Annotated in this window: 9 protein-coding genes and 3 rRNA genes; 7 read left to right on the top strand and 5 right to left on the bottom strand. The window is 64.4% G+C overall.

The window, feature by feature from the left end; genetic code table 11:
• The first annotated feature begins 36 nt into the window (after nt 1-36).
• The 7 genes from OG504_RS28660 (at nt 37) to OG504_RS28630 (ending at nt 8,824) form a co-directional block, all read left to right on the top strand.
• Entirely contained in the window at nt 37-1,350 is a 1,314-nt protein-coding gene (locus OG504_RS28660) for a peptidase S8 (protein WP_405992377.1), read from the top strand.
• Between the two features lie 376 nt (nt 1,351-1,726).
• On the top strand, nt 1,727-2,035 hold the full coding sequence (locus OG504_RS28655) for a hypothetical protein (RefSeq protein WP_033281366.1): 309 nt from the start codon (nt 1,727-1,729) through the stop codon (nt 2,033-2,035).
• A 166-nt stretch (nt 2,036-2,201) separates the two neighbouring features.
• Complete coding sequence (locus OG504_RS28650; protein ID WP_405992376.1) at nt 2,202-3,044, top strand: hypothetical protein; 843 nt, start codon at nt 2,202-2,204, stop codon at nt 3,042-3,044.
• Nucleotides 3,034-4,356 (top strand): hypothetical protein, encoded by a 1,323-nt coding sequence (locus OG504_RS28645; RefSeq protein WP_405992375.1) that lies wholly within the window; start codon nt 3,034-3,036, stop codon nt 4,354-4,356. The genes OG504_RS28650 and OG504_RS28645 overlap by 11 nt, the downstream gene beginning before the upstream one ends.
• Nucleotides 4,353-5,912, top strand: coding sequence for an SCO6880 family protein (locus OG504_RS28640; RefSeq protein WP_366433775.1), 1,560 nt, complete (start codon nt 4,353-4,355; stop codon nt 5,910-5,912). Before OG504_RS28645 ends, OG504_RS28640 begins: the two co-directional genes overlap by 4 nt.
• 7 nt (nt 5,913-5,919) lie before the next feature.
• A complete protein-coding gene (locus tag OG504_RS28635; protein WP_019065414.1) occupies nt 5,920-7,353 on the top strand; it encodes an ATP-binding protein in 1,434 nt (477 codons plus the stop codon).
• 16 nt (nt 7,354-7,369) lie between these two features.
• On the top strand, nt 7,370-8,824 hold the full coding sequence (locus tag OG504_RS28630) for a type IV secretory system conjugative DNA transfer family protein (RefSeq protein ID WP_405992374.1): 1,455 nt from the start codon (nt 7,370-7,372) through the stop codon (nt 8,822-8,824).
• Nucleotides 8,825-8,856: 32 nt separating this feature from the next.
• Here OG504_RS28630 and OG504_RS28625 read toward each other — a convergent pair whose 3' ends face one another.
• From OG504_RS28625 to OG504_RS28605, 5 genes are all read right to left on the bottom strand, one after another.
• Entirely contained in the window at nt 8,857-9,402 is a 546-nt protein-coding gene (locus tag OG504_RS28625; protein ID WP_405992373.1) for a GNAT family N-acetyltransferase, read from the bottom strand.
• A gap of 71 nt (nt 9,403-9,473) precedes the next feature.
• Nucleotides 9,474-9,590 (bottom strand): 5S ribosomal RNA (gene rrf, locus OG504_RS28620).
• A gap of 93 nt (nt 9,591-9,683) precedes the next feature.
• Nucleotides 9,684-12,806: ribosomal RNA gene (locus OG504_RS28615) — 23S ribosomal RNA — on the bottom strand.
• A 314-nt stretch (nt 12,807-13,120) separates the two neighbouring features.
• A 16S ribosomal RNA gene (locus OG504_RS28610) occupies nt 13,121-14,648 on the bottom strand.
• Together the 16S, 23S and 5S rRNA genes form the textbook arrangement of a ribosomal RNA operon.
• Nucleotides 14,649-15,357: 709 nt before the next feature.
• Entirely contained in the window at nt 15,358-15,909 is a 552-nt protein-coding gene (locus tag OG504_RS28605; protein WP_405992372.1) for a MarR family winged helix-turn-helix transcriptional regulator, read from the bottom strand.
• Between the last annotated feature and the right edge of the window lie 97 nt (nt 15,910-16,006).

Below are 16,006 nucleotides of genomic sequence, written 5' to 3'. Positions count from 1 at the left end.
CACCGCCCCTGTTCCACCGACTCAGGAGGCTGCACCTTGCGTACCACGACCCCCAACTCCCCCCACACGCACGGTAGATGGCGCCGCACAGGGTCCGTCGTCATAGCCACAGCCGCACTTGTCTTCACCGGCCTCGGCACCGCCGTACAGGCGGACGCGGCACAGAGCGCCACCACCTCCACCGCGGTGACCTACGCCGCCACCCCCTGTGCGACCCCCAAGCACACGGGTGACCTCACCTGCAAGTCCTACCGCGTCACCGGCGGCCTCACCGCCTTCCAGAAGATGCAGGCCGCGAAGACCGGCATCACCCCCAAGGCGGCCGACGCGTCGACCCCCTCCGGCTACAGCCCGACCAACCTCCGGTCCGCCTACGGCCTGACCTCCGCCGCCGCCTCCAACGGCTCCGGCGAGACGATCGCGATCGTCGACGCGTACAACGACCCGAACGCCGAGGCCGACCTCGCCACCTACCGTTCGTACTACGGCCTCTCGGCCTGCACGACGGCCAACGGCTGCTTCAAGAAGGTCAGTCAGACCGGCTCCACGACGTCCCTCCCCACCAGCGACGCCGGCTGGTCCGAGGAGATCTCCCTCGACCTCGACATGGCGAGCGCGATCTGCCCGCTGTGCAACATCACCCTCGTCGAGGCCACCAGCGCCAGCTACGCCAACCTCGGCACCGCCGAGAACGAGGCCGTCGCCCTGGGCGCCAAGTTCGTCTCGAACTCCTACGGCGGCTCCGAGTCCTCCTCCCAGACGTCGTACGACACCTCGTACTACAACCACGCGGGCGTGGCCATCACCGTCTCCTCCGGTGACAGCGCCTACGGCGCCGAGTACCCGGCAACCTCCCGGTACGTGACGGCCGTCGGCGGCACCAAGCTCTCCACCTCCTCCACCACCCGCGGCTGGACCGAGGCCGTCTGGCGCACCTCCAGCACCGAGGGCACCGGCTCCGGCTGCTCCGCCTACGACGCCAAGCCCACCTGGCAGACCGACACCGGCTGCACCAAGCGCATGGAGTCCGACGTCTCCGCCGTCGCCGACCCCGCCACCGGCGTCTCCGTCTACGACTCCTACGGCGTCACCGCCGGCTGGTACACCTTCGGCGGCACCAGCGTCTCCGCCCCGATCATCGCCGGCGTCTACGCCCTCGCCGGCACCCCGGCCAGCGGCACCTACCCGGCGCAGTACCCCTACGACTACGCGGGCACCTCGTCCCTCAACGACGTGACCAGCGGCTACAACGGCTCCTGCTCGACGGCGTACTTCTGCACCGCCGAGACCGGCTACGACGGCCCGACCGGCTGGGGCACCCCGGAGGGCATCTCGGCCTTCGCCAACTGACGGACGGTGACCTGCTCCCCACCCTGAACTGATCACCAGTCACATGTCGTGTCACAGTGGGTCGTGGGGGCCACACCTGGCACGGGAGAACGGGCCGCGGCATCCAGCCGCGGCCCGTTCATCATGAGAACATCAACGCGAACGCCACCGGGTAATCAGGGGCTAACGACCAAACCACGGACAGGTTCCGCACCGGAATCGTTGCCCGGCGTTACCTACCGTGATACACAGAGTAACCGTACGGGGTATTCGTACGAAACCCGCCAATCAATGACGCCAAGTCGACATCGGACGGCGCCTTTGTCGGCGACAATGATGCCTGACCTCTGCGCACCTGCAGGGGACGCGGAACTACCCACCAGGGGCGGTGACTTACATGCTCTCTGCGGCCGACAAGGGAGACATCAACACCATCATCGGGGGGATCGCTCCGGACTGGGGCCCCTTCGGCAGCCTGGGCAACGAGGCGAAGGTGATGATCGAGGTCGTGATGGCGGTCGCCATCCTGCTCTGCCTCGGTATCGCCGTATGGGGTGCGGCCAAACAGCGCATCGGCGCGACGGCGCTCCGCGACACGTTCAGCGCGGAACAGGGCAAGGGCCTCATCGTCGCCGGCCTGACCGGCGTCTTCATCATCGGCTCCCTCGGCACCCTCTTCACGATCGTGTACGGCATGGCCGTGTAGCCGTCCGACCGAAGCCCTTCACCTCTCCCCACCCATCCGTCGTGCCCACCGGCTGAGGTTGCGTCTCCCTGATGTCGAGTCACCACTCCGCGCCCGCGCGGGAACCAGCACGGCTACCGTCGTACATCCAGGTGTTTCTGGACGACGGCGAAGGGGCGTACCCGGCATGAGTCCCGGAGACGAGCACGAGACCTCCGGCGGTTACGGCGGCACCGGCCAGACCCGCACCCGCTACCCCCAGGGAACGGGCGACGTCTACGGCGGCGCCCGCCGCGGCGGCAGACCCTCCTCCTCGAAAAGCCTGGTGACGGTCGTCGGAGTCGTCGTCCTCCTCATCGCCGCGATCGCCTTCGCCAACCGCGGCGACGGCACGTCGTCGTCGAACGACAGCACCACGTCGAGCGGCTCGAAGCCGGACGCGGCGTCCACGGCGGCGAGCGGGACGAAGCCGGTGGAGACGAAGACCGGGGGGATTCCGTCGGGCTTCGCGCGCACCCAACAAGGGGCGCAGTCGGCGGCAGCGAACTACTCCGTGTCGCTGGGCTCGACCGGCATGTTCCAGAAGGAGATCCGGCACTCGCTCGTGAACTCCCTCTACACGTCCGCTGCCGCGAGCAAGCTGACGGGTCCGATGGATCAGGCCTACTCGGCCGACTTTCTCGGCAAGTTGGGCCTCGACGCCAACGGCAACGCACCGACCGGCAGCACGTTCGTCTCCCGCGCGATCCCGGTGGGCACGACCGTCCAGCAGTACAGCGACACCGACGCGAGGGTCGCGGTCTGGTACGTGGGGCTCATCGGCATGTCCGGGCAGACCTCGACCGACCCCGTCACCACCTCGTGGAAGACCTGGACCTTCGACCTTCAGTGGTCCAACGGCGACTGGAAGATCGTCACGGACTCCCAGAAGGACGGCCCCGCCCCGGTACCCGGCGACGACACGGCCGCCACCTCGGACGAGATCAGCAAGGCCATCGACGAGTACGGAGGGTTCACGTATGCCCGGTAACCCGCAACGCGTGCTCAGGCTCGCCGGAGCCGTGACCGCCGTACAGACGTCCCTCGTGCTGCTGGCCACCCATGCCGTGGCCGCGACCCCCAGTCCGTCGCCCACCACGTCCAAGAGCGCCGACTCCTGCAAGCTCATCGTCGGCGAGGCCAAGAAGTACTGCGAACGCGGCAACCAGAAGAGCACCACCACCGACCCAGGGGTCACCGACACCCTCGACCCCCTCTCCTCCCTGGGAAAGGGCTGCGCCGAAGCCGCCTCCTGGACCATCGACAAGCTCAGCGACGCCGTCAAGGAGACGGCGAACGTCGACTTCACGAACCCCAGGTTCCTTCAGCAGTACGCCGTGGTCTTCGCCGCGTCGACGATCCTCACGCTCCTCCTGTGGCTCCTCGCGGTAGCGAAGCGCGCGGTCCGAGGCGTCCCCCTCACCACCGCGATCTCCGAGGCCATCGGCTTCCTCTGGCTCACGGTCATCGCCTCCGCGTTCACCCCCCTGATCCTGTACACGGTCGTCTCCGCCACCGACGGAATCACCCAGGTCCTAGCGAAAACCACCGGCAACCAGACGGACACCTTCTTCGGAAACTTCTCCGGCGCCCTCGCCAAGGGCAACAACATCGGCGGCGGCCCGATCATGCTGATCGTGGTCTCCCTGGTCAGCATCCTCGCCGCCGGCGTCCTCTGGCTGGAGCTCGTCATCCGCGCCGCCCTCCTCTACGTCGGCGCCCTCCTCGGCACCGTCGTCTACGCGGGCCTCGTCGACAAGAACCTGTGGGGCCACGTCCGCCGCTGGGCCGGCATCATGATCGCGGTGATCCTGGTCAAACCGGTCATCGTGATCGTGCTGGGCCTGGCCGGCGCGCTGTCCACCGCCGACGGCCCGGACTCGTTCTCCGCCGTCGTCTCCGGCCTCGCGATCATCCTGCTCGCCATCTTCGCCAGCGCGATGATCTACCGCTTCGTCCCCGGCTTCGGCGACGAGATCGCCGGCGGCCGCAACAACCGCATCATGCAGGGCGCCGAGGGCAAGGCCGCCGCGGTCATCAGCTCCCCGGCCACCATGGTCGCCCAGGGCATCAAGACCCACAGCGCCCGCACGAACGACGGCGGGGGCGGCCAGTCCTCGTCCGGCGGCGGCGCCCGCCCGTCCAACCCGGTCTCCGGCGGCGTCGCGGCCCACAGCAGCCGCCCGTCGAGCGGCGGCGGCGGAGCCGTCCCCTCCGCCGCGCCCCCGCCCCGCCAGAGCCCGGCGAACACCCCGCACGCCAGCAACGCCCGCAACAACCGCACGGGAGGTGAAGGGCGTTGACGACAGAGTCCCACCTGTCCCATCCGATCACGCCCCGCCGGACATATCTCATCGGCCGTGCCCGGCCGAACGCGATCGTCGGCAAGAATCGCGAGACCGGCGAGATCGCGCTCATCATCGTGGGCGCGTTCCTCGGCATGATGAGCGGACTCCTCGTCCCCGTCCTGTCCCTGCGCATCGTGCTCCTGACGGGCTTCCCGATGCTGGCGCTGATGGCGGTCTACGTGCCGTACAAGCGCCGTACGTTCTACAAGTGGTTCGAGATCAACCGCAGTTACAAGCGAACCCTGCGCAACGGCACGACGTACCGCTCCTCCGTCATGGAGGCCGGCGTCCACCTCGACGGACGCGAGGTGGAGATCGGCCCGCCTCCAGGGATCGGCCGCATCAACTGGCTGGCCGCCCCCTTCGGCCCGGACGAGATCGCCGTACTGCTGCACGCCGACCGCCGTACGGTCACCGCGGCGATCGAGATCGAGGGCCCGGGCGTCGGCCTGCGCGACAGCGAGGACCAGGAGGCCCTCGTCGACCGCTTCGGCACGCTCCTGAAGCACGTGGCGAACGGCGACGGCTTCGTCACCCGCATCCAGATGCTCGCCCGCACGCTCCCCGCCGACCCGGACGCCCACGCCAAGGACGTCGCCCAGCGCGGCGACGAGAAGTCACTGACCTGGCTCCAACAGTCGTACGACCAACTGCAGTCGATGGTGTCCACCAGCAGCGAGCAGCACCGCGCCTACCTCGTCGCCTGCATGCACTTCAACCGCGAGCTCTCCGCCGAGGCCCACGCGATGGCCCGCGCGTCCCGCCCGCACGCGGGCCGCAAGCTGGACCGCGACGCGGGCCTCGCGGTCGTCATGGCGCGCGAGTTGACGGACATCTGCTCACGTCTCCAGGAAGCCGACATCCGCGTACGGCAGCCGCTCGGCCAGGGCCGGCTCGCCTCGCTGATCCACTCCATGTACGACCCGGACCACCCCATCGACCACCTCCAGGCGATGACGAAGCGCAACGCCTGGCCGGCCGAACTCGACGCCATGGAACCGACGTTCCTCCAGGCGAAGACCCGTGAGTCGTCGACCCGCGAGCCGTGGTGCCACGCCACCGCCTGGGTGAAGGAGTGGCCGATGACCCCGGTCGGAGTCAACTTCCTGGCGCCCCTCCTCGTCCACACCCCGGACGTGATCCGCACGGTCGCCGTCACGATGGACCTCGAACCCACCGAGATCGCCATCGAGCGCATGCTGACCGAGAAGACGAACGACGAGGCCGACGCCTCCCGCGCCGCCAAGATGAACCGCACCGTCGACCCCCGTGACGTGGCCGCCCACGGCCGCATGGACCAGCGCGGCGAGGACCTGGCGAGCGGCGCGGCCGGGGTGAACCTGGTCGGCTACATCACCGTCTCCTCCCGCAATCCCGAGGCCCTCGCGCGCGACAAGCGCACGATAAGGGCGTCCGCCGGCAAGTCGTATCTGAAGCTGGAGTGGTGCGACCGCGAGCACCACCGCGCGTTTGTGAACACACTGCCGTTCGCCACCGGCATCCGGAGGTAGGGCTCAGATGCGGGATCCGCTGTCCGTCCTCACCGACGCCTTCACGTCCTTCCTCTTCGGAAAGATCGAGTCCACCCGCCTCCCGGTCCGCACCTCGACGGGCCAGGCCCAGGCGGTCTACCTGCCCACGGCCGCACCCGGGTTGGGCGACTCGGGCGTCATCATCGGCCGCGAGGTCTACTCCGGCAAGGGCTACATCTACGACCCCTTCCAGCTCTACGGCCAGCAACTCCCCGCCCCCCACTGGCTGGTGCTGGGCGAGTCCGGCAACGGTAAGTCGGCCCTGGAGAAGACGTACGTCCTACGACAACTGCGCTTCCGCGACCGCCAGGTGGTAGTCCTGGACGCCCAGGGCGAGGACGGCGTCGGCGAATGGAACCTGATCGCGGAGGAGTTGGGGATAACTCCTATCCGCCTGGACCCAACTGCCGCCCTGGACATGGGAATCCGCCTCAACCCCCTCGACCCGGCGATCACGACGACAGGCCAACTCGCCCTGCTCCGAACGATCATCGAGGTGGCGATGGGCCACGGCCTCGACGAACGCTCGGGCTTCGCGCTGAAGGTGGCGCACGCCTACGTCAACGAGACGATCGTCGAACGCCAGCCGGTCCTCATGGACATCGTCGAGCAACTCCGGCACCCCGAACCGGAGTCGGCCGAGGCGATGAACGTCGCCATAGACGACGTACGGGCATGGGGCCTGGACGTCGCCCTGGTCATCGACCGCCTGGTCGACGGTGACCTCCGCGGCATGTTCGACGGCCCGACAACGGTGGGCATCGACCTGGATGCGCCCCTGATCGTCTTCGACCTGTCCCACATCGACCGCAACTCCATCGCCATGCCCATCCTGATGGCGATCGTCGGCGTCTGGCTCGAGCACACCTGGATCCGCCCCGACCGGAAGAAGCGCATCTTCCTGGTCGAGGAGGCCTGGCACATCATCAACAGCCCCTTCGTGGCCCAACTCTTCCAGCGCCTGCTGAAGTTCGGCCGCCGCCTGGGCCTGTCGTTCGTGGCGGTGGTCCACCACTTGTCGGACGTGGTTGACGGGGCTGCCGCAAAGGAAGCGGCAGCGATCCTGAAAATGGCCTCGACGCGAACGATCTACGCCCAAAAAGCGGACGAAGCCCGGGCAACCGGGCGGGTGTTGGGGTTGCCACGCTGGGCAGTGGAGATCATCCCCACCCTCACCCCCGGCATCGCGGTCTGGGACGTCAACGGCAACGTCCAGGTGGTCAAACACCTGATCACCGAGACGGAACGCCCGCTCGTCTTCACCGACCGCGCGATGACCCAGTCCTCGCGCGAACACGACCAGGAAGTGACGGACGACGCCCTGCGCGCCGCCGAGTTGGAGGCCGAGGAACGCGCGGCGGCCTTCATGGAACAACAGTTGAGCGATCTCGACGGCTCCTCCGAGTCCACGGTGGCGTGAACGGCGGTGGCATGACATGAGACCGGACGACGGTGGACGCGAGCGCCAAGGGGGCATCCCCGACGGCCTGTTGGTGGGCCTGCTCGCGTTCCTCATCGGCATGACGCTGCTGGTGTGGTCGGCGACGGGCCTGGCCGCCCTGTCCTCCAAGGGCAGTTGGCCGACCGGCGTGACCTTCGCCCGCACCCCGACGGCCATGCGCCACCTGATCGCCCAACCACACGACATCGCCGGCGCCTGGCCCCAGTCCCCACCCGCCGAGTTCTCCGGCTACGGCCTCTTCTGGGGCCTGTTCATCGGCCAGTTGATGATCCTGGTCGTCCTGACGGTGTTCGTGATGGGCACGCTGGCGAGATGGCGGGCGGTACGGGCGAGGGGCAGGGCGGTACCGGTTCCAGAGGTCAACGAGGTACCGATACAACGCCCCGAACCCGAACCCCAGCCGCAGCCGCAGCCGCAGCCGCAGCCGACGGTCACCCTCGAACAGGCGCCGCCCGCAGCGCCCCTCTCCTCAGCCTTTCCAGTGAACGGCGAACGGGTGGGTGAGTGGGAAAAAGTCTTTCTGGCAACGGCGGAAAGCCGCCAGACCAGAGCCACCCAGGCCGTACGGGACGCGGAAGGCCCAGCCCTGGTAGTCACGTCGAACAAGACGGTCTGGCAGGACACCAAAGACGCCCGAGCCAAACTGGGCCCGGTCCTCCTCTACGACCCCACCCACCTCTGCGACACCCCGGCCCGCCTCCACTGGTCCCCCACAACGGGCTGCGAGGACAAACAAACAGCGGTGAAAAGAGCCACCGCCCTCCTCACCCCGGTAAGACCCACGGCAAAGATCGACCAGGCGGTAGCGGACACAGCCGAGACACTCCTCCGCAGCTACCTGCACGCCGCCGCCATCGACGGCCGCACCATCCGCCACGTCCACCGCTGGTCCCAGGGCACCCAGGTCCAGGACGCGGTGAGAATCCTCCGCACCAACCCCAAGGCAGCCCCCGGCGCGGCAGGCGAACTGGAGGCGGCCCTCACGTCCCACCCCGAACGCCGGGACATCGCCCAGGAGTTGACGAGCCGCGCGCTCTCCTCCCTCTTCACGGTCAACATCCGCGAAGCCTGCACACCCAACCGAACTGACGCCCTCTCCTTGGATTCCTTCGCGAACGAAGGGGGCACGCTTTATCTGGTCGGTGAATCCATCGAGGACCCCCGTACGAACCCGGGCGCGATGCCTCTCCTCACCGCCCTCGCATCAAGCGTGGTCGAGCGCGGCCGGCACATGGCCGAACGGTCATCGGCCGGTCGCCTCGACCCACCAATGACGCTTGTCCTGGACGACGTCGCCGCCGTGGCCCCGCTCCCCCAACTCCCGGAACTCCTGGCCACAGGCGCGGACCGAGGCCTGCCGACCCTGGCCCTCCTCCGCTCCAGAGAACAGGCCAGGGCTCGCTGGCCCCACCACGAACTACCGGTCTAGCAAGGGCAGTTACGCCCCCTACAGACCCACAGCTACGGCCGCTCGACCACCATCTCCAGCTCCCGCTCATCCGCGTTCCCGCCGAGCGGCACGGTGACGCCAGTGGGTACGAAGCCGATCTTGCCGTAGAACCGCCGGGCCCGTTCGTTGTCCTCGTGCACGATGAGCCGCACCCGCTCGACCCCGCGCCCCCAGGCCCACTCCAGCGCCGCGTCGAAGAGCACCTCGGTCAGCCCGATGCCCCGCACCTCCGGCCGCACGAACACACCGACGAGGTGCCCCTGCTTCCGCTCGACCGCGAAGCCGGCCCAGTCAACGGTCCCGGCCTCCTCAAGCAGCACGGTCACCGTCCCGACCCACTCCCCGTCCGGCCCCTCGGCAATGACCTGCTGAGCCTTCTCAGCACCTTCGGCAGCCCCTACGGCCCGCTCCTGATAGAAGGAGTCCGGCTGAGCCAGCGCCGTGTCGTAGGTCTCCAGGAAGGCAAGGTGCGCGACGGGATCCTGCAGGGCGACGAGCCGCAGCTCCTTCGCCGCGGCCCACTCGTCGGCGCGTATCGACCGGATCTTGTAGTTCATGCCAGCCACGGTAGCCGAAACGCAGAAAACCCCCGTACCGAATTAACGGTACGGGGGTTTTCGCAATATTTGTTCGGCGGCGTCCTACTCTCCCACAGGGTCCCCCCTGCAGTACCATCGGCGCTGTAAGGCTTAGCTTCCGGGTTCGGAATGTAACCGGGCGTTTCCCTCACGCTATGACCACCGAAACACTATGAAACACATCAACCGCACCACACCCAGTGGCCCTGGACATGGGGTTGTTCGTGGTTTCAGAACCAACACAGTGGACGCGAGCAACTGAGGACAAGCCCTCGGCCTATTAGTACCGGTCACCTCCAGCGGTTACCCGCCTTCCAGATCCGGCCTATCAACCCAGTCGTCTACTGGGAGCCTTAACCCCTCAAGGGGGTGGGAACACTCATCTCGAAGCAGGCTTCCCGCTTAGATGCTTTCAGCGGTTATCCCTCCCGAACGTAGCCAACCAGCCATGCCCTTGGCAGAACAACTGGCACACCAGAGGTTCGTCCGTCCCGGTCCTCTCGTACTAGGGACAGCCCTTCTCAATGTTCCTGCGCGCGCAGCGGATAGGGACCGAACTGTCTCACGACGTTCTAAACCCAGCTCGCGTACCGCTTTAATGGGCGAACAGCCCAACCCTTGGGACCGACTCCAGCCCCAGGATGCGACGAGCCGACATCGAGGTGCCAAACCATCCCGTCGATATGGACTCTTGGGGAAGATCAGCCTGTTATCCCCGGGGTACCTTTTATCCGTTGAGCGACGGCGCTTCCACAAGCCACCGCCGGATCACTAGTCCCGACTTTCGTCCCTGCTCGACCCGTCGGTCTCACAGTCAAGCTCCCTTGTGCACTTACACTCAACACCTGATTGCCAACCAGGCTGAGGGAACCTTTGGGCGCCTCCGTTACTCTTTAGGAGGCAACCGCCCCAGTTAAACTACCCATCAGACACTGTCCCTGATCCGGATCACGGACCCAGGTTAGACATCCAGCACGACCAGACTGGTATTTCAACGACGACTCCACCTGAACTGGCGTCCAAGCTTCACAGTCTCCCAGCTATCCTACACAAGCCGAACCGAACACCAATATCAAACTGTAGTAAAGGTCCCGGGGTCTTTCCGTCCTGCTGCGCGAAACGAGCATCTTTACTCGTAGTGCAATTTCACCGGGCCTATGGTTGAGACAGTCGAGAAGTCGTTACGCCATTCGTGCAGGTCGGAACTTACCCGACAAGGAATTTCGCTACCTTAGGATGGTTATAGTTACCACCGCCGTTTACTGGCGCTTAAGTTCTCAGCTTCGCCCAACCGAAGTTGGACTAACCGGTCCCCTTAACGTTCCAGCACCGGGCAGGCGTCAGTCCGTATACATCGCCTTACGGCTTCGCACGGACCTGTGTTTTTAGTAAACAGTCGCTTCTCGCTGGTCTCTGCGGCCACCCCCAGCTCAAGGAGCAAGTCCTCTCACCGGTGATGGCCCCCCTTCTCCCGAAGTTACGGGGGCATTTTGCCGAGTTCCTTAACCATAGTTCACCCGAACGCCTCGGTATTCTCTACCTGACCACCTGAGTCGGTTTAGGGTACGGGCCGCCATGAAACTCGCTAGAGGCTTTTCTCGACAGCATAGGATCATCCACTTCACCACAATCGGCTCGGCATCAGGTCTCAGACTATGTGTGATCCGGATTTGCCTAGACCACGTCCTACACCCTTACCCCGGGACAACCACCGCCCGGGATGGACTACCTTCCTGCGTCACCCCATCACTCACCTACTAACCGCTTGGGCCGGCGGCTCCACCACTTTCCATTCCCCGAAGGGTCCGGAACGGCTTCACGGCCTTAGCATCACGATGCTCGATGTTTGACGCTTCACAGCGGGTACCGGAATATCAACCGGTTATCCATCGACTACGCCTGTCGGCCTCGCCTTAGGTCCCGACTTACCCTGGGCAGATCAGCTTGACCCAGGAACCCTTAGTCAATCGGCGCACACGTTTCTCACGTGTGTATCGCTACTCATGCCTGCATTCTCACTCGTGAACCGTCCACCACTAGCTTCCGCTGCGGCTTCACCCGGCACACGACGCTCCCCTACCCATCCATACAGGCGTTGGCCCTATTGTATGAATGACACGACTTCGGCGGTACGCTTGAGCCCCGCTACATTGTCGGCGCGGAATCACTAGACCAGTGAGCTATTACGCACTCTTTCAAGGGTGGCTGCTTCTAAGCCAACCTCCTGGTTGTCTCTGCGACTCCACATCCTTTCCCACTTAGCGTACGCTTAGGGGCCTTAGTCGATGCTCTGGGCTGTTTCCCTCTCGACCATGGAGCTTATCCCCCACAGTCTCACTGCCGTGCTCTCACTTACCGGCATTCGGAGTTTGGCTAAGGTCAGTAACCCGGTAGGGCCCATCGCCTATCCAGTGCTCTACCTCCGGCAAGAAACACACGACGCTGCACCTAAATGCATTTCGGGGAGAACCAGCTATCACGGAGTTTGATTGGCCTTTCACCCCTAACCACAGGTCATCCCCCAGGTTTTCAACCCTGGTGGGTTCGGTCCTCCACGAAGTCTTACCTCCGCTTCAACCTGCCCATGGCTAGATCACTCCGCTTCGGGTCTTGAGCGCGCTACTAAACCGCCCTATTCGGACTCGCTTTCGCTACGGCTTCCCCACACGGGTTAACCTCGCAACACACCGCAAACTCGCAGGCTCATTCTTCAAAAGGCACGCAGTCACGACGCACCAAGTAAACTTGATGCGCGACGCTCCCACGGCTTGTAGGCACACGGTTTCAGGTACTATTTCACTCCGCTCCCGCGGTACTTTTCACCATTCCCTCACGGTACTATCCGCTATCGGTCACCAGGGAATATTTAGGCTTAGCGGGTGGTCCCGCCAGATTCACACGGGATTTCTCGGGCCCCGTGCTACTTGGGTGTCTCTCAAACGAGCCGTTGATGTTTCGACTACGGGGGTCTTACCCTCTACGCCGGACCTTTCGCATGTCCTTCGCCTACATCAACGGTTTCTGACTCGTCCTGTCGCCGGCAGACGACAGAAGAGAGATCCCACAACCCCGTATACGCAACCCCTGCCGGGTCTCACACGCATACGGTTTGGCCTCATCCGGTTTCGCTCGCCACTACTCCCGGAATCACGGTTGTTTTCTCTTCCTGCGGGTACTGAGATGTTTCACTTCCCCGCGTTCCCTCCACTTGCCCTATGTGTTCAGGCAAGGGTGACAGCCCATGACGACTGCCGGGTTTCCCCATTCGGAAACCCCCGGATCAAAGCCTGGTTGACGACTCCCCGGGGACTATCGTGGCCTCCCACGTCCTTCATCGGTTCCTGGTGCCAAGGCATCCACCGTGCGCCCTTAAAAACTTGGCCACAGATGCTCGCGTCCACTGTGCAGTTCTCAAACAACGACCAACCACCCGTCACAACCCACCGAAGCAGATTTTTACCGGGGTCGGCACTGAAGGCAGCCTCTCGGCCGTGCCCTCAGACACCCAACAGCGTGCCCGGCATCCCCACCGCTCTGATCAGCTTTCCACGCCCCCAAAAGGGCAGTACTTGCAGTCCGAGACGGACGGCGACACCGAATAATCAACGTTCCACCCTTGAGCAACCAGCACCGGACATTCGCCGATGTACTGGCCTCTGACCTCACCCCGAAGGGATCGGTAAGAAGTGCTCCTTAGAAAGGAGGTGATCCAGCCGCACCTTCCGGTACGGCTACCTTGTTACGACTTCGTCCCAATCGCCAGTCCCACCTTCGACAGCTCCCTCCCCACAAGGAGGTTGGGCCACCGGCTTCGGGTGTTACCGACTTTCGTGACGTGACGGGCGGTGTGTACAAGGCCCGGGAACGTATTCACCGCAGCAATGCTGATCTGCGATTACTAGCAACTCCGACTTCATGGGGTCGAGTTGCAGACCCCAATCCGAACTGAGACCGGCTTTTTGAGATTCGCTCCACCTCACGGTATCGCAGCTCATTGTACCGGCCATTGTAGCACGTGTGCAGCCCAAGACATAAGGGGCATGATGACTTGACGTCGTCCCCACCTTCCTCCGAGTTGACCCCGGCGGTCTCCTGTGAGTCCCCGTCACCCCGAAGGGCACGCTGGCAACACAGGACAAGGGTTGCGCTCGTTGCGGGACTTAACCCAACATCTCACGACACGAGCTGACGACAGCCATGCACCACCTGTACACCGACCACAAGGGGGGCACTATCTCTAATGCTTTCCGGTGTATGTCAAGCCTTGGTAAGGTTCTTCGCGTTGCGTCGAATTAAGCCACATGCTCCGCTGCTTGTGCGGGCCCCCGTCAATTCCTTTGAGTTTTAGCCTTGCGGCCGTACTCCCCAGGCGGGGAACTTAATGCGTTAGCTGCGGCACCGACGACGTGGAATGTCGCCAACACCTAGTTCCCACCGTTTACGGCGTGGACTACCAGGGTATCTAATCCTGTTCGCTCCCCACGCTTTCGCTCCTCAGCGTCAGTAATGGCCCAGAGATCCGCCTTCGCCACCGGTGTTCCTCCTGATATCTGCGCATTTCACCGCTACACCAGGAATTCCGATCTCCCCTACCACACTCTAGCTAGCCCGTATCGAATGCAGACCCGGGGTTAAGCCCCGGGCTTTCACACCCGACGTGACAAGCCGCCTACGAGCTCTTTACGCCCAATAATTCCGGACAACGCTTGCGCCCTACGTATTACCGCGGCTGCTGGCACGTAGTTAGCCGGCGCTTCTTCTGCAGGTACCGTCACTTTCGCTTCTTCCCTGCTGAAAGAGGTTTACAACCCGAAGGCCGTCATCCCTCACGCGGCGTCGCTGCATCAGGCTTTCGCCCATTGTGCAATATTCCCCACTGCTGCCTCCCGTAGGAGTCTGGGCCGTGTCTCAGTCCCAGTGTGGCCGGTCGCCCTCTCAGGCCGGCTACCCGTCGTCGCCTTGGTGAGCCATTACCTCACCAACAAGCTGATAGGCCGCGGGCTCATCCTGCACCGCCGGAGCTTTTAACCCCCACACATGAGTGCAGGAGTATTATCCGGTATTAGACCCCGTTTCCAGGGCTTGTCCCAGAGTGCAGGGCAGATTGCCCACGTGTTACTCACCCGTTCGCCACTAATCCCCACCGAAGTGGTTCATCGTTCGACTTGCATGTGTTAAGCACGCCGCCAGCGTTCGTCCTGAGCCAGGATCAAACTCTCCGTGAATGTTTTCCCGTAATCGGGACCACACACACGAGAGCGGAACAGTCAGGCGGAATAAGCCCGACCGTTCACAGCGTCCTCGCTGTATGTTTTCTTCAAAGGAACCTCGCCCCAGCCGTGATGGCCGGAGACGGGGTATCAACATATCTGGCGTTGATTTTTGGCACGCTGTTGAGTTCTCAAGGAACGGACGCTTCCTTTGTACTCACCCTCTCGGGCTTTCCTCCGGGCTTCCCTTCGGTCTTGCGTTTCCGACTCTATCAGACCGTTTCCGGTTCCGATTTCCTCGGTGCTTTCCAGGTTTCCGCTTCCGCGTTTCCCTTTCCGGCGGTTCCGACTCTATCAGATCCTTTCGGGCCTGACTCCCAGTCAGCGGGGCTTGCCATCCCGGCCCTTGGGCCGTTCCGACGTCTCAAACCTTAGCCGATTCCCCCGGCGGAGTTCCAATCGAGTCCTAGTGACCTGATCGAACACAGCCGAGCCCAAATCGAATTGAATTCGGGCACGCCGAAATCAATCCCGTTGGGAGATCGTGCGGTTGGTTTGGGTTGCCGCTGTCGCGGCGGAGGTGCTGCCGGAGAACCGTTACGGCTCGGCGGCAACCCGAAGAACTTTACGGATCGAACAGGGGCGTGTCAAGCATCCTCTGTCAAGATCTTTTATGGCGAGACCCGCCGAGGGATCGACCGAGGTCAGCCGGGGTCAGCCGGGGTCAGTCGAGGTCGCTGAGTCGGCCGCCGGCGTCCGGCTGAGCGTGCTCCACCCTGCGCAGCAGGCGGGTGAGGACCTCGCCGAGGGCGGCGCGTTCCTCCTGGGACAGGTCCTGGAGGAGCTCGCCCTCGAAGATCGTCGCCATCCGCATCGCCTCCAGCCACTTGCCGCGGCCCTCGGGCGTCAGTTCCACGATCACGCGCACGCGGTTGGACTCGTCCCGCTCCCGGGTGACCAGACCCTCCGCGACCATGCGGTCGATCCGGTGAGTCATCGCGGCCGGCGTCAGGCCGAGGCGCTTCGCGAGGTCGCTCGGGCCCATCCGGTAGGGGGCACCGGAAAGGACGAGGGCCTTGAGGACCTCCCACTCGGCGTTGCTGATGCCGAGGTTCGCGGTCTGGCGGCCGTACGCGACGTTCATTCGGCGGTTCAGGCGGCCCAGGGCCGAGACGATCTTCTCGACCTGGGGGTCGAGGTCGTGGAACTCGCGCTGGTAGGCGGCGATCTGCTCATCGAGTGTCGGTTCGCCGAGGGTGCTGGGGGTGTCGCCCATGGGCGTCAGTATGGCACGGGGCTGCTTGGCGTTGAAGTCCTTCTAGGTGTACTGTTTAGCTTCTAACTTTAGCTTCGAAGTCTTCGGCTCTAAGTAG

Source organism: Streptomyces sp. NBC_00986 (assembly GCF_045162565.1).
Classification (GTDB): domain Bacteria; phylum Actinomycetota; class Actinomycetes; order Streptomycetales; family Streptomycetaceae; genus Streptomyces.
This window is presented reverse-complemented; position numbering and strand designations above follow the sequence as displayed.